Origin of the sequence: Desulfofundulus thermobenzoicus (genome assembly GCF_009428905.1) — a bacterium.
Taxonomy (GTDB): domain Bacteria; phylum Bacillota; class Desulfotomaculia; order Desulfotomaculales; family Desulfovirgulaceae; genus Desulfofundulus_A; species Desulfofundulus_A thermobenzoicus.
In genome coordinates this window covers 98,694-118,080 of the sequence record NZ_WHYR01000001.1, presented here as the reverse complement: position 1 = coordinate 118,080, position 19,387 = coordinate 98,694, and the positions used below count along the sequence as shown (strand labels likewise).

The 19,387-nt window shown below is 56.3% G+C and carries 18 protein-coding genes and 3 riboswitches; of the genes, 12 read left to right on the top strand and 6 right to left on the bottom strand.

All coding sequences use genetic code 11. The annotated features are described in order from the left end of the window. Window positions 1-5: 5 nt before the first annotated feature. From GFC01_RS00525 to GFC01_RS00510, 4 genes are all read right to left on the bottom strand, one after another. A complete protein-coding gene (locus tag GFC01_RS00525; protein ID WP_152944693.1) occupies window positions 6-215 on the bottom strand; it encodes a DVU_1557 family redox protein in 210 nt (69 codons plus the stop codon). A 13-nt stretch (window positions 216-228) separates the two neighbouring features. Beyond that, complete coding sequence (locus GFC01_RS00520; protein ID WP_152944692.1) at window positions 229-2,556, bottom strand: pyridine nucleotide-disulfide oxidoreductase/dicluster-binding protein; 2,328 nt, start codon at window positions 2,554-2,556, stop codon at window positions 229-231. A gap of 291 nt (window positions 2,557-2,847) precedes the next feature. Beyond that, window positions 2,848-5,625 carry a molybdopterin-dependent aldehyde oxidoreductase gene (locus tag GFC01_RS00515; RefSeq protein WP_152944691.1) on the bottom strand — a complete coding sequence of 926 codons (2,778 nt, stop codon included), beginning with the start codon at window positions 5,623-5,625 and terminating at the stop codon, window positions 2,848-2,850. Window positions 5,626-6,291: 666 nt separating this feature from the next. Next, on the bottom strand, window positions 6,292-7,587 hold the full coding sequence (locus GFC01_RS00510) for a sigma-54 interaction domain-containing protein (protein WP_243137103.1): 1,296 nt from the start codon (window positions 7,585-7,587) through the stop codon (window positions 6,292-6,294). Between the two features lie 225 nt (window positions 7,588-7,812). Continuing rightward, window positions 7,813-7,933, bottom strand: a riboswitch (molybdenum cofactor riboswitch). A 383-nt stretch (window positions 7,934-8,316) separates the two neighbouring features. Then, a riboswitch (molybdenum cofactor riboswitch) is annotated at window positions 8,317-8,437 on the top strand. Window positions 8,438-8,530: 93 nt separating this feature from the next. Here GFC01_RS00510 and GFC01_RS19635 point away from each other — a divergent pair. From GFC01_RS19635 to GFC01_RS00465, 10 genes are all read left to right on the top strand, one after another. Then, window positions 8,531-8,653 carry a hypothetical protein gene (locus tag GFC01_RS19635; RefSeq protein ID WP_279233407.1) on the top strand — a complete coding sequence of 41 codons (123 nt, stop codon included), beginning with the start codon at window positions 8,531-8,533 and terminating at the stop codon, window positions 8,651-8,653. Window positions 8,654-8,691: 38 nt separating this feature from the next. After that, on the top strand, window positions 8,692-9,498 hold the full coding sequence (gene modA / locus GFC01_RS00505; RefSeq protein ID WP_152944690.1) for a molybdate ABC transporter substrate-binding protein: 807 nt from the start codon (window positions 8,692-8,694) through the stop codon (window positions 9,496-9,498). 3 nt (window positions 9,499-9,501) lie between these two features. After that, entirely contained in the window at window positions 9,502-10,350 is an 849-nt protein-coding gene (gene modA / locus GFC01_RS00500) for a molybdate ABC transporter substrate-binding protein (RefSeq protein ID WP_152944689.1), read from the top strand. Window positions 10,351-10,478: 128 nt separating this feature from the next. Beyond that, window positions 10,479-11,300 carry an ABC transporter permease gene (locus GFC01_RS00495; protein WP_207707559.1) on the top strand — a complete coding sequence of 274 codons (822 nt, stop codon included), beginning with the start codon at window positions 10,479-10,481 and terminating at the stop codon, window positions 11,298-11,300. Continuing rightward, window positions 11,278-12,015, top strand: a complete 738-nt coding sequence (locus GFC01_RS00490; RefSeq protein WP_152944688.1) for a Rossmann-like domain-containing protein — start codon at window positions 11,278-11,280, stop codon at window positions 12,013-12,015. Before GFC01_RS00495 ends, GFC01_RS00490 begins: the two co-directional genes overlap by 23 nt. Window positions 12,016-12,089: 74 nt before the next feature. Continuing rightward, the gene (locus GFC01_RS00485; RefSeq protein WP_152944687.1) at window positions 12,090-13,151 is read left to right on the top strand and encodes an ABC transporter ATP-binding protein; all 1,062 of its coding nucleotides are present in this window, start codon (window positions 12,090-12,092) and stop codon (window positions 13,149-13,151) included. Between the two features lie 31 nt (window positions 13,152-13,182). Next, window positions 13,183-13,344: a hypothetical protein gene (locus tag GFC01_RS00480; protein WP_152944686.1), complete on the top strand. Its 162-nt coding sequence runs from the start codon at window positions 13,183-13,185 to the stop codon at window positions 13,342-13,344. Further along, a complete protein-coding gene (locus tag GFC01_RS00475; protein ID WP_152944685.1) occupies window positions 13,328-14,107 on the top strand; it encodes a DUF364 domain-containing protein in 780 nt (259 codons plus the stop codon). The genes GFC01_RS00480 and GFC01_RS00475 overlap by 17 nt, the downstream gene beginning before the upstream one ends. A gap of 281 nt (window positions 14,108-14,388) precedes the next feature. Beyond that, complete coding sequence (gene modB / locus GFC01_RS00470; RefSeq protein ID WP_152944748.1) at window positions 14,389-15,078, top strand: molybdate ABC transporter permease subunit; 690 nt, start codon at window positions 14,389-14,391, stop codon at window positions 15,076-15,078. Window positions 15,079-15,310: 232 nt separating this feature from the next. Beyond that, window positions 15,311-15,979 (top strand): ATP-binding cassette domain-containing protein, encoded by a 669-nt coding sequence (locus tag GFC01_RS00465; protein WP_152944747.1) that lies wholly within the window; start codon window positions 15,311-15,313, stop codon window positions 15,977-15,979. Window positions 15,980-16,032: 53 nt separating this feature from the next. Here GFC01_RS00465 and GFC01_RS00460 read toward each other — a convergent pair whose 3' ends face one another. Beyond that, complete coding sequence (locus GFC01_RS00460; protein WP_194174727.1) at window positions 16,033-16,674, bottom strand: nucleotidyl transferase AbiEii/AbiGii toxin family protein; 642 nt, start codon at window positions 16,672-16,674, stop codon at window positions 16,033-16,035. After that, on the bottom strand, window positions 16,634-16,927 hold the full coding sequence (locus GFC01_RS00455) for a cupin domain-containing protein (RefSeq protein WP_152944683.1): 294 nt from the start codon (window positions 16,925-16,927) through the stop codon (window positions 16,634-16,636). Before GFC01_RS00455 ends, GFC01_RS00460 begins: the two co-directional genes overlap by 41 nt. A gap of 264 nt (window positions 16,928-17,191) precedes the next feature. Then, window positions 17,192-17,311: riboswitch (molybdenum cofactor riboswitch) on the top strand. A gap of 323 nt (window positions 17,312-17,634) precedes the next feature. Between GFC01_RS00455 and GFC01_RS00450 the strand changes: the two genes are divergently transcribed. Continuing rightward, complete coding sequence (locus GFC01_RS00450) at window positions 17,635-18,531, top strand: ABC transporter substrate-binding protein (protein ID WP_152944682.1); 897 nt, start codon at window positions 17,635-17,637, stop codon at window positions 18,529-18,531. A gap of 78 nt (window positions 18,532-18,609) precedes the next feature. After that, a complete protein-coding gene (locus tag GFC01_RS00445; protein ID WP_152944681.1) occupies window positions 18,610-19,356 on the top strand; it encodes an energy-coupling factor ABC transporter ATP-binding protein in 747 nt (248 codons plus the stop codon). Window positions 19,357-19,387: the final 31 nt, after the last annotated feature.

The window sequence follows — 19,387 nt, the reverse complement described above, 5'->3', positions numbered from 1 at the left end:
CACCCCTATTTGTCCTCCAGAACCTTTTCCACTTCCAGCATCCTGCCCAGTGCCAGCTCCTCCGTGACCAGGACCTGCCCGCATTTTTTGCATTTTAACAGTTCAACCGGAAAGCTGCTGCCCATATAGGAAACCGTAACTTTGCCCGGTTCCAGCGGAACGCCGCATTTAAGACACTCATAAACATTTTCTGCGTTCAAATCCTTGCCGGCCAACTTTTTCACATCCTTAACTATTGCCCTCCACCACCATCCGGTGCGAGTAAACATTGTGGACGGCAAAACCGTCCTCCAGCGGGGTGTACTCCACCCAGTAAGTGACGCTTACCGGCCTGTGGCAGGCCAGAATGTGGCCGCTACTCCGGTTAAGTATCTTATTGCCCGTCCGCTCGGCATACTCAATCACTTTCTGGATGTCTTCCAGCAGGATCATGCGTTCTTCCATAATTTCGCCCACTGCGGCGGGAACAATCAATTTAATAGTTTCATACGACCTCTTCACTTCCGCCACTTCATCCCCCCATACCTCTTTGAGCATTTTATTTTTAAGCCTGACCCTGTTTTCACGCCTCCGGGAGTAACCCGGCCCCTTTTTCACCGGTGAAGCGTCATCTATCCTGCCGTAAATCAGGTCCAGCAGATGGTAGGTTCGCTTGCCCCGGGCCGCAAAATTGTCGCGGCACATGGCGCAGTAAGCGACATAGTCGGCGGGGCTTTCGCCGGTACGCCGCCTGATCACGTCATCCGCCAGTCTCCGATTGGCATACAGCATCAACCCCCCGTACCCGCAGCACTTCGTTTTTTCGCGACTGTCCGGCAGTTCTTCGATCCTGTAACCGAGCTTCTGCAATATCCTCCGGACGCTTGCGTGGATATGTTTCTCATGCCTGGTGGTACAGGCGTCATGTACAGCCACCACACCGGGATTTGGGGACCCGCCGGCCTCCGGCAGCCCGAACCGGTCGTACAGTTCCCAGAGAGAGACAATTTCAACCCCGGGAAGGTATTTCTTAAATATCTGGTAACATGTCGAGCAGGCCAGGATCAGGCGCGGCCCGCCCATTTCCCGCCACTGGTTCTCAATTTCCTGCAGCCCCGCCTGAAAAAGGCCGGTCCGTCCGGACCACTCCGCCGGAGCGCCGCAACACCGCAGCATCAGGCCGACCCCTCCGGCCACCTTTTCCATTAAGTAAGAATAAGCCCTCTCCACGTGGTCCGGCGCGGAAGCGCTCAACTGGCAGCCCGGGAAGAAGAGGTGGCTGCTTGACCCGTACCCCGGCTGGTGACGGGTCAGAACACACAGCTCACTATTGCTGAATTCCATGTCCCGGAGGGGAAAATCGTGGGCGGAAGGCGGCATTTTCCCCTTATTGAACATTTCTATCCGGGCCTCCCGGCACAACTCCCCCATGTGGAAACCTTCCGGGCAAACCTCCCGGCAGAGGCCGCACAGGCTGCAGGAATTAATCAAGATGTTGGCCTCGTGCCGCCCCATGACCATTTTCAGGTTGTGGCTGATCTGGCGGACATATTTTTTGGGATAACCTTGAAAATGGGCAAGGTATGCGCAGGCCTTCACGCACTCCAGGCACTGGCACTGGAGACAGCGTCCGGCTTCCCGGACGGCTTCCTCCGGCGTGTAACCCCGTGCGGGATCAGCCGGCACAACGGCAGGAAGGGGTTGGACCCCCTCAATACTGGTAAAAAGCCGTGTCCGGTAAGACTCCTCGTTCTCCCGGCCGGCGGTAAGGGAAACGCCCTGCAGATAGCGGTCTATGGATACGGCCGCCCGCCTGCCGTCGGAAAGGGAACCGACGGGGGAATAGCCCGGCCCGGCACGCCGCACGCCGCCCCCGGCAAAAACCCCGTCCGCACCGGTGGCAAAAGTAACCGGGTCGATCCGGATGCGGCCCTGCCGGTCCGTTTCCAGACCGAATGCATCCCCGGGATTATATCCGGGGCTGAGATAGATGGCGTCGAATTCGCGGCGCAGGTCCGGAAGGGGAAGGGACCGCCCTACAGGGGTGTTGAACCGGACCAGCACACCCAGGGTATCGAGCACAGCCGTTTCTTCCCTGATCACCTGCCGCGGTAAAACCTCCTCCGGTATTTCCCACAGCCTGCCCCCCAGGCGGCCCGAGGCTTCGAAGACAGCAACACTGTAACCCTTCCGGGCCAGCTCAAAGGCTGCCGCCAGGCCGCTCAGCCCTCCCCCGACCACGGCCACCCGCCTGTTTTTGGGGGGTGAAACGGTAGTTTTTACCGGCCGGGCGGAACTCATCCGCACACAGGCCCTCTCCAGGGAGGCTATGGAGAGCGCCTCGCCCACCTCCCCCAGCCTGCAGGCGGCCTGGCAGGGATGATCGCAGATGCGGCCGACGATGCCGGGAAAGGGAACTGTTCCGGCAAAAATATCGAATGCCTGGTCGATGTTCCCCTTTTTCATTTCCGCCACGAAACTCCTGACATCCACGTGCAGGGGACAGGCCGCCGTGCAGGCCGGGGGATACTCCTGGGTGCATTTTTCTTCAAACTCGACTATTCGCCTTTGATCCATTTTACCCCCACCGTTTCGCACCGGACTTGCCGGTCCGGAAATACAGCCGTCAGATCAATGTTAATTAAAATACAACAACCTGGAGCGAGCCGGGTGCATTCTGGGGGCGGGTCGCCGGTTAAATAACTGCCGGAATGTTTGTTCGGCATTCGCCTTTGCGAACTCTTCCCCTCCGCTTACCGGCCACCAGCGACCCACCACCAAATGCCGTTCAATTCGCTCAAGGCAAACTATCCGCGTAAGATGTCATCTCATCAGAATTTCAACCCGCTCAGCGCATCCCTGTGCGCACTAGTAAGCCGGATTTTTGATCGGCCGCCTTACGACCGGTATTTCCCTCCCCTGCAGGCCGGCCAGAACCTTTTCCGGCGTGGCCGGGAGCTGGGTGATGCGCACGCCGCAGGCGTTGTAAATGGCATTGCAGATGGCGGCATGCGGCGAAGTCAGCGGCAGTTCGCCCACGCCGGCGGCACCGAAGGGGCCGTGCTTGCGCTTGTTGTTCACGTAGATGATCTCCAGGTCGTCCGGGATATCCTTGATGTAAGGAATACCGCAGGCGGCCATGCTGGTGTGTTTCTTCAGGTCCTCGAAATCCTCGGAAAGCGCCAGCCCGATGCCCTGGGCCAGGCCCCCGTAGATCTGCCCGTCGAGGACTGTCCTGTTGACCACTTCGCCGACGTCGGCGGCCAGCGTCATCTTTACCACCCGGACCTTGCCGGTCGTGGTATCCACTTCCACTTCCGCCAGGAAAACACCGTACATGTATACGGCAAAGGGGCTGCCCTGGCCTTTCTCGTCACAGGCGGTGCAGTTGGCCACCGCAGTGCTCCACTTGCCGGTATACTTGAGCGGGATACCTTTGGCCAAAGCCTCGTCATAAGTCATGTAGGTCCCGTCGGCCTTTCTCAGGGCGTTCAGCAATTGCTCGCATGCGTTCACCACGGCGTTGCCGACGACCACCTGGGAGCGGCTCCCGCCGGCCGGCCCGCCCGCCGGGGCCAGGTTCATATCGTTCATGACCAGCTTGATCTGCTCCGGCCTGATGCCCATTTTCCGCAAGACCTCATGGGAGGTGGCCAGCAGGCCCATATCCGCGCCCTGGCCGTGATCCTGCCAGTTGGTGCTCACCTGCACCCTGCCGTCGGGCAGCAGTTCCGCCCATACTTCGGCGCCGTCCACACCGTCAAGCCCGCAGCCGTAAATTCCAATGGAAACGCCGACACCGCGCTTTTTCTCAGGTGTGGAGAGTTTCCTGGCCTTTTCCAGGGCGGCCCTGTACCTGGGGCGGATGGCGTCGATCAGCTGGGGCAGCGAGTACACCTCGGGTTCCTGGCCGGTGGGGGTGGTATCGCCGGGGCGATAGACGTTGATGTAACGCAGCTCCAGCGGGTCGATGCCCAATTTCTCGGCCAGGACGTCCATCAGCGTCTCACTGGCAAAGAAGCTCTGGGGCGAACCGTAAGCCCGGAAGGCGGAACCCCAGGCGTGGTTGGTGCAAACCGTATAGCCGGCGCCGCGGATGTTCGGAATGCCGTAGCCCGCGCCGATGAACTGGGCTCCCCGCAGGGTGAGGAGGTCGCCGAACTCGGAGTAGGGGCCGTGGTCCACAGCCCAGTTGGATTCCATGGCGATGATCTTGCCGTCCTTCCTGGCCCCGAACTTCAGGTCGATAAAGAACGGAGACCGCTTGCCGGTGTAGATGATCTGCTGGTAGTAGTCGAATTTCAGGAAAACGGGCCTGCCGGTGGCCATGCAGGCGGCGCCCACCAGGGCCTCAATGGTGGGGCTGAACTTGTAGCCGAAGGTGCCGCCCACCCCCGGGAACTGGGACAGGAAAAGGTTTTTGCCGGCCTCGAGGCCGAGGCCTTCGGCGATCATGAGGGCGTGCAGATCCAGACCGATACTCTTGGACAAAATCTGCAGGTTGCCGTTTTCGTCATAATAAGCCGCGGCAACGTCCGGTTCCACGGGCAGGTGGGGCTGACGGCCGACGTACAGGTCCTCCATGGATACCACAACGTCCGCCTTTTCCATCAACGGCCCGGTATCCTCGCCTTTTTCCAACAACTGCCTGTAGTACACATTGGGGGTGCCGGGGTGGATTTCCATGGCGTCGGGCTCCATGGCGGCGGGAGCGCTCATGTACGCCGGAAGCACTTCCAGTTCGACCTTCACTTTTTCCACCGCAGCCTGGGCGTGTGCCTCCGTGTCGGCACAGACGATGGCAATGGCGTCGCCGAACTGGAAGACCTTTTCGTCACACAGGATCGGCCGGTCGTAGCTGTCCCCCTTGTTGCTCGGGAAATTCAGGCCGTTGATGCGGTTTCTGCCTTTGATATCCTTATGGGTCACGACTTTGTAGACACCGGGCATTTTCTCCGCCTCGGATGTGTCGATGGAAAGGATCCTGGCGTGGGAAACCTGCGCCTGGACCAGCTTGAGCTGCAAGGTGCCGGGCGGCATCTTGAGGCCCAGGTCGGCGCCGTAGTCAATGGTGCCGGTGACTTTGCCTATAGCCGAAGGACGCGGGTAGTCGGTGCCCAGTATTTTCCCGTCACCCGGCATCTCGAAGCCCAGGTCCCGCACGGATATTTCGCCGCGCATCAGGCGGGCGGCGTCCATCACGGCATCCACGATGGGTTTGTATCCCGTACAGCGGCAAACATTTTTGTGCTTTTGGAACCAGTCGCGAACCTCTTCCCTGGTGGGGTTGGGATTCTCATCCAGGAGGACCCTGGCGGAAACGATAAAACCAGGCGCGCAAAAACCGCACTGGGCGGCACCGTGTTTGACCCAGGCCAGTTGCAGGGCGTGCAGGTTGTTGGGTGTGCCAATCCCTTCAATGGTGGTAATGAGTGCCTCATCGGGAACTCTCTTCATTTTGGTGGCACAGGAAAAGATAACCTTGCCGTTCATGATCACCGAGCAGGCGCCGCACTGGGCCTTGCCGCAACCAATCTTGGTTCCGGTTAGATGCAGCTGCCCGCGAATGACCTCTGCCAGAGTGGCTTCCGGATCGACAAGCAAAGTCATACTGGCCCCGTTAATGTTGACCTTTTTCTTGATCAAGCCGTTTCACCCCTTAATTATTCAATATGTTCCGCAAGTTTTTGCTCTTCAACCTGGTCCAATCAACTGGAAAAACTATGAGCCGGTCTTTTTCATCTTTTTTTGATAATTCCGGTTAATGACCCGTTTTTGTTTAATCCTTTTGTCGATCCCTCCTTTTCGAATAACTTCCCGCGGGCGAACGCCCTGCCGCATAAATACTTTGAACACAGCATGCAGGGGCAAATATTAACGCAGCATTTAAAAGAGCGGGCTATTTTCAACCGATAGACCGAAGTGCCGACATCCTTTTCCTGTTGCAACACAATAACCAATCAGGAAATGACACCAGCCGGCTTTGTCGTCAAATCAAATAACACGCAAATTTTATGCCACTAACAAAGACAAGTCAAAATCTCTCTCTAATTGCCGGGTTTTTAACAAACCATACAAGGAACAGGACGTATTTCTGTTTTGGCACAAAACAGTGAAGCACCAATATAGTGCAGGATTGTTCCAATAATGAACAGACACACCCCCCCTCCCGGTACCGGGAGTAAACGATAAACGGGATTGCTCCAATAATGAACAGGGACACCCTGGTTTAAAAACATTCCTTCTAAAGGCATAAAAAGCGAACAAGTTGTTTAGCCTTTTAAGTTAAAACATACAGGCCCGGTTCTGAAATCAGTCTAAACCTTCTACCTTGATGTTATATTTCTTTATTTTACGAGCGAGAGTATTCCGGCCAATCCCTAAAGACCGTGCGGCTTTGATGATAACACCCTGATGATAATCAAGCGCTTCGGTAATTGCGTGGATTTCGGCTTCTTCCAGGGATAACAGCGGAGCAAGGTCTGAACCTCTGGCCCTCATTACATGCAGGATTTTTTTCTCCTGCCGCCGCACGTGTATCAGAAGATCTGCCAGTTTTTCGCAGCTCATTCCCTCCAGAGCGATCTGATTGGGAAAATCAAGAAATGCATGAAAAACCTTTCCTGGAGGTGCGGTACCGGGACAGCCATCCCCCGTGCCGCCTGTACAACCGGTATCTTCCGCGGTTTTCCCGCTGCACGATCTGCCCCAGGTTTTCCTGCCAGCAGGATCTCCGCTCACAATCCTGGCACCTAAATGCTCGGGCAGGATAATGTTACCTTCGCAAAGGGCCACAGCATTCTGGATGATGTTTGACAGCTCACGAATATTTCCGGGCCAGGAGTAATTACATAAAAGCCTCATGGCTTCCGGGGAAATCAGCAAGGCGGGGTTGATCTTGCGGGCGAAAAACTCCGCCAGGACAGGGATGTCCTCTACCCTTTCACGCAAAGGAGGTATTTCCAGGCGGACCCCTTCCAGGCGGTAAAAGAGGTCCTCCCGAAAGGTCCCGTTGCGCAAAGCCAGTCTCAGGTCCACGTTGGTGGCGGCGATTACCCGTACATCGATTTTAACGGGCTTTTCACCGCCCACACGTAAAAATTCACCGGTTTCCAGAACACGTAAAAGCTTGACCTGAATCGCCGGGCTGGCTTCCCCTATTTCATCCAAAAAGATGGTTCCGCGATGGGCCATTTCGAACAGGCCCCGGCGCATCTTCACAGCACCGGTAAACGCACCTCTTTCATGGCCGAACAGTTCGGTTTCCATGACGCCTTTGGGCAGAGCACCGCAGTTTAGCGGAACAAAAACCTGCCGGGAGCGATGGGAAGCCGCGTGGATAAACCTTGCCAGGATTTCCTTGCCGGTGCCCGTTTCGCCCTGGATCAGCACATTGATATTTTTTTTGGCGATTTTGTAGGCCGTTTCCACCAGGCGGCGCATCGCCGGGGACTTCCCCACTTGAAAGCCCATTTTCTTTGCAAGGGGCTCCCACCCGGCACCTGCCGGTGGCTCCAGTAACGCTTTTTTGCCCGAAGTGGCAGTTTTCTGGGGACGCCCATCAATTTCCTCGATGACCCCAATCGGCTTTTCCATTACATGCGGCAAAGCTTATCACCACCGCTGGACAAGTGAACAGGTAACTTTATCCCTGAATGGCACCGGTGACACCCTGACAGGCAACACCGCATTCAAAAAGTATTGCAGTAGAAGCTTTAGCGGCATGACCGGGGTTTATTGAAAGTGAAAAAAATTTTCCCCGTACAGCCGGCCGAAAACAGTACCAAAAAAAGGCCAGGCATGCACGGAAAGGCACGCCCGGCCACTGAGATCACATCATGGCAACCATCTCCTTTCCGCACCGGGAGGCGCACGGGTTTCCCCGTACACCCTGTCGGCCCTGGCCCCATGGCTTTTTCGCTTTAGGTAACCGGGCTCGGAGACTGCACCTATTCGATTCGTTGTACAGTTCGACTTCAGGCCGGTTAATTCCTCCTTGTTCAACCAGTTTTTTAGAATTATGCAAACTGTTAAAAGCCCGCAATTATTATTTCCCGGCCGCCGGTGATGCTGTTGTTGTTCCAGGGCATTTTGCCTTTGTTCTCCGGTCACGGAGAAAGGTTAACATTCTCCTTGAGCCGAATAAACAGGCGAACAAGGCGGATTTGTCCTTCCCGTCTTCCCGGCGGGAAGGCCCGTCCACAATCATCCTGTGGTCAAATCGTGCGGTATGTTTTCCGCGATGATCAGCAACCCGGCCAGGGTCGCCCATTTTTTTCAGGATACGTTGCAGGAAAAACCGTCCGGACAGAGAACTGTAACTGACATAAGATTATAAGTTAAATACATCTCCGAGCCCGGTTCCCTAAAGCGAAAAAGCCATGGGGCCAGGGCCGACAGGGTGTACGGGGAAACCCGTGCGCCTCCCGGTGCGGAAAGGAGATGGTTACAATGACGTGACCTCAGTCAGGGGCCAGGTGTGCCTTTCCGTGCGCATGCCTGGCTTTTTTGGTCCGGCAGCGCGGACGGAGCGGGTAGGGGGCCGCCGGACATGGAAGAGGGAAAGTTTCCACGGCTTTCCCCCTATTTTAAGCAGGCCTTATTCATGCCAAAAGGGGAAAAGATGGTCTGCTCCCGCCGGGGTATAGCCGAATGTGAAAAGGGTGACTGGTAAATGCCAGCAAACAACCATCTGGAAAGGAGCCGGTAACGATGAAAAAGTGGTTGCTGGGAGTGCTGTTCATATTCATGGTGGGGGTGGTTGCCGGCGGCTGCGGCAAGCAGGTTGAGCAGGCCGGCCAGAATACCGGGTCGCAAAAGGAAATTACCGTTTCGGCAGCCATCAGTTTGAAGGACGCCCTGGCAAAAATCAAGGAGGACTATGCGAAAGAACACCCGGAGGTAAAGATTACATACAACCTGGGGGCCTCCGGTTCGCTGCAGAAGCAGATCGAACAGGGAGCCCCGGTGGACCTGTTCATTTCCGCCGGGGTCGGCCAGATGGATCAGCTGGAAGAAAAAGGCCTGCTCGAACCGGACAGCCGGACCAATCTCTTGAGCAATGAACTGGTTGTGGTGGTGCCCAAGAACGCCGCCCCCTTGAAGGATTTCAACGACCTGGCCGGATCCGGGGTAAAAAGAATCGCCCTGGGGATGCCGGACACCGTGCCGGCCGGGCAGTACACCCGGGAAAGCCTGACCAACCTGAAGCTGTGGGATAAGCTGCAGCCCAGGCTGGTCATGGCCAACGACGTGCGCCAGGTGCTCACCTACGTGGAAACGGGCAATGCCGACGCCGGCTTTGTTTACCGATCCGATGCCCTGATGGGCAAGAATGTGCGGGTGGACCTGACGGTGCCCGATAACCTGCACAAGCCCATTGTCTATCCGGCGGCGGTGTTGAAAAACGCCCCGCAAAAGGAGGCCGCCCGGGAATTTTTGCGCTACCTGGCTTCCCCCGCCGGGATGAAGGTGTTTGCGGAGTTCGGCCTGAAACCCGGACAGAAACAGGGGGTGTAGGCAATGCCAAATATGATTGTCTTTAGCCGGGGGGAAAGGCACGTTTTTGCGATCGTCCTGACCTTGATCATCACCATGGCCCTGGCCGGCTGCGCCGGCAAAAACCAGGAGCAAACACAGGGGCAGGCGGGACAGCAATCGCCCGCCCGGGAAGGTACGCAGCAGGAGACCCTGCTGGTTTACAGCGGCGCCGGCCTGCGCAAGGCCATGGATGAAATCGGCCGCGTTTTCCAGGAGCAGACGGGTATTCACGTTTCCTTCTCTTACGCCGGATCGGCCCAGAACAACAACCAGATTCTCCTTTCCCGGAAGGGAGATGTTTGCATTCCCGGTGACGTTACGGAACTGGAACCCCTGCGCAAAGAAAAGCTGGTCACCTGGGAAAAGAAGGTGGTCTATCATATTCCGGCCCTGGCCGTGCCCAAGGGCAACCCGGCGGGCATAAAACAGCTGGCCGACCTGGCCAAACCCGGCGTCAAAGTGGTCCTGGGGGATCCAAAGGCCAACCCCATGGGCAAAGTATCCGACGCCGTACTGCAAAAGGCCGGTCTTCTGGAAAAGGTGAACAAAAATGTTGTGGCCCGCACCCCTACGATTAACGAACTACTGGTCTATGTGAGCATGAAGCAGGCCGATGCGGCCATCATCGGAGTGGAAAACTACCCCGAATTCAAGGACAGGGTGGACATCGTCCCGCTGCCGGAACTGCAGGAAGTAAACATGGTGGTGCCGGTGTCCGTGCTGGCCTGTTCGGCACAGCCCGACAGGGCCAGGCTGTTTGCCAAATTTGTGGCTTCGGATCAGGCGCGGGCCATCTGGGAGAAAAACGGGTTCAAACCCTACCGGGAGTAAGTCGTCTTGTGAAAGGGCCATGGATGGACACTTTTCGAAAAACCATTTTTTAAGACCCTCCAGCCCGTCACCACCGGTTGAGTTGGCGGGTGTTTGAAAATTATTATTCCGGGAACTGGTGTATTTTTATGAAGGAATTGACTGGCAAGCCGATGGCCAATTCACTGTTTCAAGGTTTCAACATAGTGATCACCGTGCTCATCCTGGTTTTCCTGGGCCTGACGCTGGTCCTGGTTCCAATACGGGGGGTGCCTCACCTCTGGTCGGCCCTGGATACGGCGGAAATTCGCTTCGCCCTGGCCCTGAGCCTGAAAACGTCCCTGATTTCCACTGTTCTGTGCACTCTGGTGGCTGTACCGGTGGCCTACTGTCTCTCCCGCTATCCACTGCCCGGCCGACCCATACTCAATGTGCTGGTTAATATACCCCTGGCCCTGCCGCCCATTGTATCGGGTGTCTGCCTTCTCATGGTTTTCGGGACCACACCCGTGGGTCACTTCCTGACCGGACTGGGCCTGGAGCTGATCTTTACCGTGCAGGGAATCATCGCCGCCCAGTTTTTTGTCAACCTTCCCTATATGATTACGGTGATGAAAGCAACCATGGAAGGGGTGGACCGACGGCTGGAGTTTGTGGCCCGCACCCTGGGCTGCAACCAGTGGCAGGCTTTCTTCCGGGTGACCCTGCCCATGATCCGCAACGGCCTTGTGGCAGCCCTGGTTATCACCTGGGCCAGGGCCCTGGGGGAATTCGGCGCCGTGTTGATGCTGGCCGGTGCCACCAGGATGCGCACGGAAACTCTGCCCATTTCCCTTTATCTTAATTTGACCATTGGTGATCTGGATGCGGTCATGGCCGTGGCCACCGTTCTCATGATCATTACGACGGTGTCGCTTCTGGTTTTTGAAAGGCTGGGGGGTAGAAGGGTTGGACGCTATACCGGTTTATGATGTGTTGCGGGAAAAAATGGCCGGCCTGGCCCGCCAGCATGGGCTGCAGGAGGAAGAGGTGCTGGTATATACGGAGGTGCTGACACCGGAGCAGGCCATTGGCCGACCGGAACGCAGGGATTTTCCCCTGCTCAAAGGCAAGGAGAAGATGGTAGAAGCCCGCCTGCGGAAGGCCAGGGGGCAGGCCTATACTGGCTGTCCCGGTTTTTTCCGGGGCAGCCTGGCCAGGGTGCTGGAGCTGGACTTGCAGGATGACTTTGAGCGGGCGGTATTTATCGCCACCCTCAATGCCCTGGCCCGCCATGCCGGCCTGGTGCATAATACACTGCACTGTCGCGACCTTGGACCCGGGGACTGCGGGAGGCAGGTGGCGGGTTTTCTGTCCAGCCACTACGGCCGGCCCCGCCTGGGAATCGTGGGGCTCCAGCCGGCGCTGGTGGCGGCCTGTGCTCCGGTTTTCCCTTTGCGGGTGATTGACCTGGACCCTGATAACATCGGCCGGGAACGGGAGGGGGTGCTTATTGAAGATGGTGAGCAGGCGGCGGCGGATCTGGTGGAGTGGGCCCAGGTGCTCCTGGTTACCGGCAGCACGCTGATCAACGGTACCATCCAGTTCTGGCTGGCAGCACAAAAACCGGTGATTTTCTACGGCAATTCCATAGCAGGTGCCGCGGTCCTGCTCGGCCTGCAAAGATACTGTCCCTGCTCCACCTGACCGCAGAACTGCGACGCCCGGGCCGGCGGCGGATTACCCGATACGCCCCCGGCGGAAAGTAGGGAGTGGAAACGTTGTTGAAACTGGTGGGGGTAAACAAAAGGCTGGGGGAGTTTCATCTGCGGGACATCGATCTGGCAGTCCTTCCGGGGGAATATTTTGTCATTCTTGGTCCTACAGGGAGCGGCAAAACCGTTTTGCTGGAAACCATCGCCGGCATGTACCCCCCGGACGCAGGCCGCATATTCTTCGCCGGAAAGGAGATTACCTGCCTGCCGCCGGAGGAAAGGCGTATTGGTTTTGTTTACCAGGACTATGCCCTCTTCCCCCATTTGGATGTACGGCAAAACATCCTGTTCGGTCTTAAGAGCAGGAAAATCCCGGCAGCAGCCAGGGAGGGAAAACTGGGGGAGGTAGTTCAACTTCTGGGAATCGGTCATCTGCTGGCCCGTAACCCCTCCACACTGAGCGGAGGTGAACAACAGCGGGTGGCCCTGGCCCGGGCACTGGTCACGGAACCGCAGATTTTCCTCCTGGACGAACCTTTAAGCGCCCTGGACCCGCGTACCAGGGAAGGGTTTCAGCGGGAACTGCAGCGCATTCACCGGGCCACCGGCACCCTGACCGTTCATGTAACCCACGACTTTGCAGAGGCGGCCTTTTTGGCCGACCGCATTGCCGTCATGCAACGGGGGCGACTGGTACAGGTAGGTTCTCCGGAAGAGATTTTCTACCGGCCCTCTTCCCTGTTTACCGCCCGTTTTGTGGGGTTGCGGAATGTATTTGCCGGGGAAGTGCTGGAGGCGAAAGGGCACCGGCTTTTCCGGGCGGGGCGCCTGGAGTTGGCGGTGGAAACGGGCTTTACCGGCCCGGTGGGCTGCGTTCTCCACCCGGAACACCTGCAACTTTCCCCCACCCCCACTGGTGGGACCACCTGCCTGCCGGGCCGGGTGACAGCCGTATACCGCCGGCGCTTTTACCTGGAGGTGATGGTGGATGCGGGGGAAGAGCTGGTGCTCTGGATCCCCCCGGCTGGCCATGAACACGGCTTTCACCGGCCACCGCAGGTGGGCGAGAAGGTCTGGTGTGTCATTCCCCCCGCCGCCGTTCATCTTTTCCCGCGGTCGGAGGATTAAGGGAATAATCCCCGGAGGGATGACTGTGAGGTTGGAACTGAAAAATTTCGCTTTCGGCTACGATCCCTTCCCGACCGGGAGCTGGAAGAATTGCTGGCTTATTCCAGGAACAGGTAACTTTCCTGGCGGGCGAATGGAAGGATTGGTTCAGGCCATAATCAAAGAGGGGGAACTTTATGTGGCAGATTTATAACCGGCTGATTGAATTCATCCCATCCCGCCTGAAGGTGGAAGATTGCCTGGTGGGATTGCACTGGTGTTTAGTCCGCTCCCAGGGTACAGGCGTGGCCATGACACCGCGGGAGGGCAGGCGGCATGTGGAACTGGCCGGGAAGATCCGGGGGATGCCCGTGCGGGAGCTGGCGGAATACATCAAAAGCTGGAACAATTTCGAGGCAGCCCTGGGCCTGGCGGCGATCAATTCGGTGTTCAACGCTCCGGAACGGGTAGAAAAATTAGATGCAGAGTCCCTTTGCGGACCGCCCGTAAACGCCTTTGAAGCCCTGCTGGAAAAGGTGCGGGGTAAAAAAGTGGCCGTTGTCGGTCACTTCCCCGGCCTGGAAACCCTGGCCGCCAACTGCCGTCTGTCCGTACTGGAACGCCAGCCCCAGCCGGGTGATTTTCCCGACCCGGCTTGCGAATATCTTTTACCGGTGCAGGATTTCGTATTTATAACGGCCACCGCCCTGATCAACAAGACCCTTCCCCGCCTCCTGGAGTTGAGCCGGCAGGCGGTGGTGATCCTGGTCGGTCCCAGCACCCCCCTCACACCCGTGTTGTTTGGATTGGGGGTGGATGTACTGGCCGGTATGGTAGTGCTGGAACCTGGGACGGTTTGGCGGCTGGTGCAGGAGGGAGGTGCCCGGGTAATCTTCCAGAAGGGTACCCGCATGGTACAGATATACCGGGAAAGGGCGGGGCAAACGGATGAGACGTGCCTCTCACCCGAGCCGTAGGGTTTCTGCTATCTCATGCCTGTTGGGGTGGAGAAATATCGTCATTGCCGTAGGAAAGTCTCCGGCTTGAAAAATACTCAACCGTACAACGGGTGCCATAACTGGCTTGACCGGGCGGCACGGGAGGGGCGGGTTTCAAATAAGTATTTATCCCACGAAACGGGCTTTGTCTCCGACAAAACAGGTTGATAAGAGATGGGGATAGTTATGTGTATGCACTTTGCGAATCTACAGGAAGTGGTTATCCGGCGGGGTGAGCGGCATTGCTCGATCCGGAAGTGATGATACCGGTGCTGCTATCCCTGCGCGTGGCCGGGCTGGCCGTAATGTTCGTTTTTCTCACCGGCGTGCCGGTGGCCCGACTCATGGCCGGACGGGACTTCCCGGGCAAGGATGCGGTGGAGGCACTCCTCACCCTGCCCCTGGTCCTGCCACCCACGGTGGTTGGCTTCGGCCTCCTGTTACTTTTCGGAAAGCACGGGCCACTGGGCCGGCTGCTGGAAAACGTGTGGGGCATTTCGGTAATCTTCAACTGGTGGGGGGCGGTCATCGCTTCCACGGTAGTGGCCTTCCCCCTGCTCTACCAGACGGTGCGGGCCTCCTTTCAGGCGGTGGACAGAAACATCGAGAATGCCGCCCGCACCCTGGGGGCCGGCGAATGGCGGGTTTTCCGGACGATCAGCCTGCCCCTGGCCTGGCCCGGCCTGGTGGCCGGCATCGTCATGTCCTTCGCCCGGGCCCTGGGAGAATTCGGCGCCACCCTGATGGTGGCCGGCAACATTCCCGGCCGCACCCAAACGGCACCCCTGGCCATCTACGCCGCCACCGAATCCGGGAACAACAGGGCCGCCCTGGTGCTGGTTGCCCTGATGACCCTGTTGAGCTTTATGGTAATCTTCTGGGTAAACCGCTGGAGCAAGCACCGGCTGAAAAGGTGGGCAGTGGACGATGAGATGTTCAATCGGTGGTGACATCCACTTACAATGAAATCATGATGAACATTTGCGGTATTCACCGGATGAGAAGTGCGAAAGGAATGCGCCATGCCATTTGCACATTCACAAGGACACAGGCAAGTCAGGAGCCACCAGCCGGCCCCGGATATTGGCGATCGGTGCTCAAATAACCAAAAAGAGAAAGGCGGGGATCGACCAGATGAACTGTTCCGACCATAATAAAGACAAATCAACGCCGGACAACGGTCTGTTAACCGTGAACATTATAAAGGAACTGCCGGCCTTTTCCCTGCAAATTGAAATTTCCGTAAAAAACGAGGTGCTGGTAGTGCTGGGACCTTCCGGAGCCGGGAAAACCACCCTGTTGCAGTGCCTGTCCGGCCTGCAAAAACCCCGCAGGGGTGAGATTGTTTTAAACGGGCGGGTGCTTTTTTCCAGCACCGCCCGGGTGAACCTGCCTCCCCGGTACAGGAGGGTGGGTTATGTGTTCCAGGACTATGCCCTCTTTCCCCATATGACCGTGGAGCAAAATGCCGCTTACGGCATGAAGGGAAACCGGCAGGAGGGCCTTAAGCTCCAGGAAGTGCTGGAAATGCTGCAGATAGCCCACCTGGCCCGTCGTTATCCGGGGCAAATTTCCGGTGGCGAGCGACAACGCACCGCCCTGGCCCGGGCGCTGCTGGCAGACCCGGAACTGTTGCTTTTGGATGAACCCCTTTCCGCCCTGGATTACGAAACCCGGCATAAAGTGCGGGGAGAGCTGAAGTCCCTGCAACGGCACTGGAGGATCCCCTTTATTCTGGTCACCCACGACCTGGAAGAGGCGGCCTTTCTGGGGGACCGGGTGGTACGCCTGGAAAAGGGGCGGGTGGCCGGGTGGGGCGTACCGGAAAAGCGTGAAGTATCCGCAGGATAGAAGTCCGGAAGATAAGACCGGGACTTTGAACGGTCAAAAATTCAACACGACAATTATAATGGACTCTCAAGCCTATAGAGTTTTTCCGCTTTATTTAAAAAATCTTCAAAAAGGGCGGGGGCCCTGTTGACAAGACCGGGCTCCAGCATGATCAACCCGGCAGCTTCAGCGCTGTAAATTGTCTTTAACTTCTCCCACCTGTGCTTTATGGCGGCCACCCTCAGGGTAATGAAGGATAAGCATTCCAGCAGGCGCCCTTTCCTTCTCTCGTAGGCCGCGGCTACATCCACCACATCCCTCGTCTTTAGTGTTTCAGCCCGGTAAAAAAGTTTTTTCAGTATAATCTCCTCGGGGCTTTCCACCCTTACCTCCCGGCCCGCCACCCGCTTCAATTCATAGTATTTTTCCGTCAGATGGGGAGCGATAATAAAATCCACTTCCCCTTCTGCAAATTTTAGTTTTAAAAAATGGGACCCCTCCACGTAATCACCGGTCAGGTTACCTACCGCGTTGTTCAGTCGGGGAGTAAGATAAGTCAGGTATTGGGCATCCCGCAAAAATATATCCACATCTTTGCTTTCCCGGTGTTGAAAATAAACGGTTAGGGCCGTGCCGCCGCCAAAGGTCCATTCGTCACCCGGCACCCTGGAGGCATCAAGGGCTTTCAGTGCTTTGATAAAAAGATCCTGCCACATCGACCAGCATCTCCTCAAGCTCGCGATGAGCATAAAATTCCCTGACGTACGTTTCGTAGTATGCCTTCAACGTAACCTCCGGTATCTCGTATTGCACTATAAACCTGGCCAGATCCTGCAGGGGTACGTCCGTAAAAAAGTTAAAGATCTGAAGGGTGTAGCGGGTATCAAACTGCATATCTTTTAACATCCGGGCCAGTTTTTTTTCATCGAGGTAACTGGCGGCCTGGGCATTTATGGTGGTTTCAATCATTTATCCACCCCCCTCAGAAATTTTACCGGGAAATTGATGCGACGCTCTTACTTTTTTATTATAAATAATGGAGTTCGGGCAGTACAGGGCCTTGCCCAGAAAAATTTAACGGATAACCATAATAAGGAAAACACCTTCATGCATACCGGATATCCGTTTTTCCGGCCGGCAGAGGAAATGGGGCATAATCTTTTCTATGCGAAGTTTGCCTACCCATGGGAGGATTTTTGTATTATCCCTCGAATAAAACCATAAGCCAAAACAAACTAAAATGTTCTCCGAGCCCGATTACCTGTGGTCGGTTGCTATGGTTTTCGGGCCGATAGGGTATACCGGGAAACCGGTATGCCTCCCGGTGCGGAAAGGAGAACACTGCCATACTTGTAGTGGCCTGTGTTCTGTTGTCCGCAGAACACAGTTTTTTTTGCCAGTAAAGTAACTAACTTTGCCGGCAATGGCTGTGTTTTGTCTTCCGTCAGGACAGGGCCTTTTTGCTGGCGGTGATTTCTTTAAAAGCAGGCAGAGGAGGTGGTAATGAACCGACGTCAAAAGGGCCATCATGCAGCCTGATAAAGCAACCGTCCCGTCACAGGCCGCCGCCCGTTTTACCGTACTTAACCGGCCGGCAGGAAAGTAACCCCTTACTGATTGTCTGTGTGTTTTCAAAAGAAAGACGTGTGATAAAAAATGCTCAAGAGGTGAAAACAATGTTTAAGCGCATTCTTGTTCCCATCATCTCCCTTCTTTTTGTGCTTGCCCTTCTGGCAGGCTGCGGTTCTCCAAAAGGGCAGGATCAGGCCCAACAAACACCGCCGGCAGGGGAGCAGCCGAAAAATAAGGACGTAATCCTGGCCACCACCACCAGCACCCAGGACAGCGGCCTCCTGGATGTACTTATTCCCGCATTTGAAAAGAAAACCGGCTATAAGGTAAAACCCATCGCCGTAGGTACGGGACAGGCCCTGGCTATGGGTGAAAAGGGTGAAGCAGATGTGCTGCTGGTCCACGCCCCCGAATCGGAAAAGAAACTGGTGGACAGCGGCGTGGGCATCAACTACCAGCTGGTAATGCACAACGACTTTATTGTGGTCGGCCCGGAAAATGACCCGGCCGGAATCAAGTCGGCCAAAAACACTGTGGAAGCCTTTAAGAAAATCGCCCAAACCCAGAGCACCTTTGTTTCCAGGGGTGATGATTCCGGCACCCACAAGAAAGAAAAAGACATCTGGAAGGAGGCCGGCATTACCCCCGGCGGTAAGTGGTATCAGGAGGCAGGCACGGGCATGGGCAATACTTTAAACATTGCCAATGAAAAGGCCGGCTACACCTTGAGCGACAGGGCCACCTACCTGGCCAACCAGAAAAACCTGAAGTTGAAGATCCTTTATGAAGGGGACAGAACCCTGCTCAATATCTACCACGTCATGCAGGTGAACCCGCAAAAATTCAGCAAGGTTAATGCCGACGGGGCCAAAGCCTTTGTGGACTTCATGGTCTCCCCGGAAACCCAGCAGATCATCGGCAAGTTCGGTGTGGACAAGTACGGCCAGCCGTTGTTCTTTCCGGATGCCGGCAAGAAAATGGAGGACCTGGGCAAAAAGTAAATTAAGCAAACCGACCCGTCCTGTTATAAAACTTTTGCTACAGGACGGGTCAATCATCATAATATGGGTGATAGCATAATGCACAACATTATTCTGGAAGTAAGCAATTTGCAATTCATGCGTGGAAAACAACAAGTCCTGGACATCAAAAATTTCGGTCTGCACGAACGGGAAATCATTGCCTTAATAGGCCCTAACGGGGCGGGCAAAAGTACCCTCCTGCAGATAATGGCCCTGCTTTTAAAGCCCACCAGGGGAATTTTAACGTATAGAGGAATAGCAGTTGATTCCCGCAATGCCCTGGCCATTCGCCGGCGCATGGCCGTGGTGTTCCAGGAACCGCTTCTTTTAAATGCCACGGTCTATGAGAATGTAGCCACAGGACTGAAGCTGCGGGGGGTTCCCCGGGAGGAAATGAAAAAGAGGGTGGACCGCTGGCTTGAAATGCTGGGCATCGCCCACCTGGCCGGACGCCGTTCCCACCAGCTCTCGGGGGGAGAAGCCCAGAGGGTCAGCCTGGCCAGAGCCTTTGTCCTGGAACCGGATGTTTTGTTCCTGGACGAACCCTTTTCCGCCCTGGACTTCCCCACCCGCCTGTCGTTGCTGAAAGAGCTGGACAAGCTTTTAAAAGACACGGGGATTGCTGCTATTTTTGTAACCCATGATTTTTCGGAGGTACCCTATCTCACCGACCGGGTGGCCGTACTCAAAAACGGCCGCGTGATCAAAACAGGCTCCTTCGAGGAAATATTTAAAGTCAAGCCCCGGCGGGAAAACTACCTTACCTCCCTTTACCGGGTTTTTGAAAGCGACGCAGCGGGGTAAAGCAAAACACAAGCCGGCCCGGACCATTCAC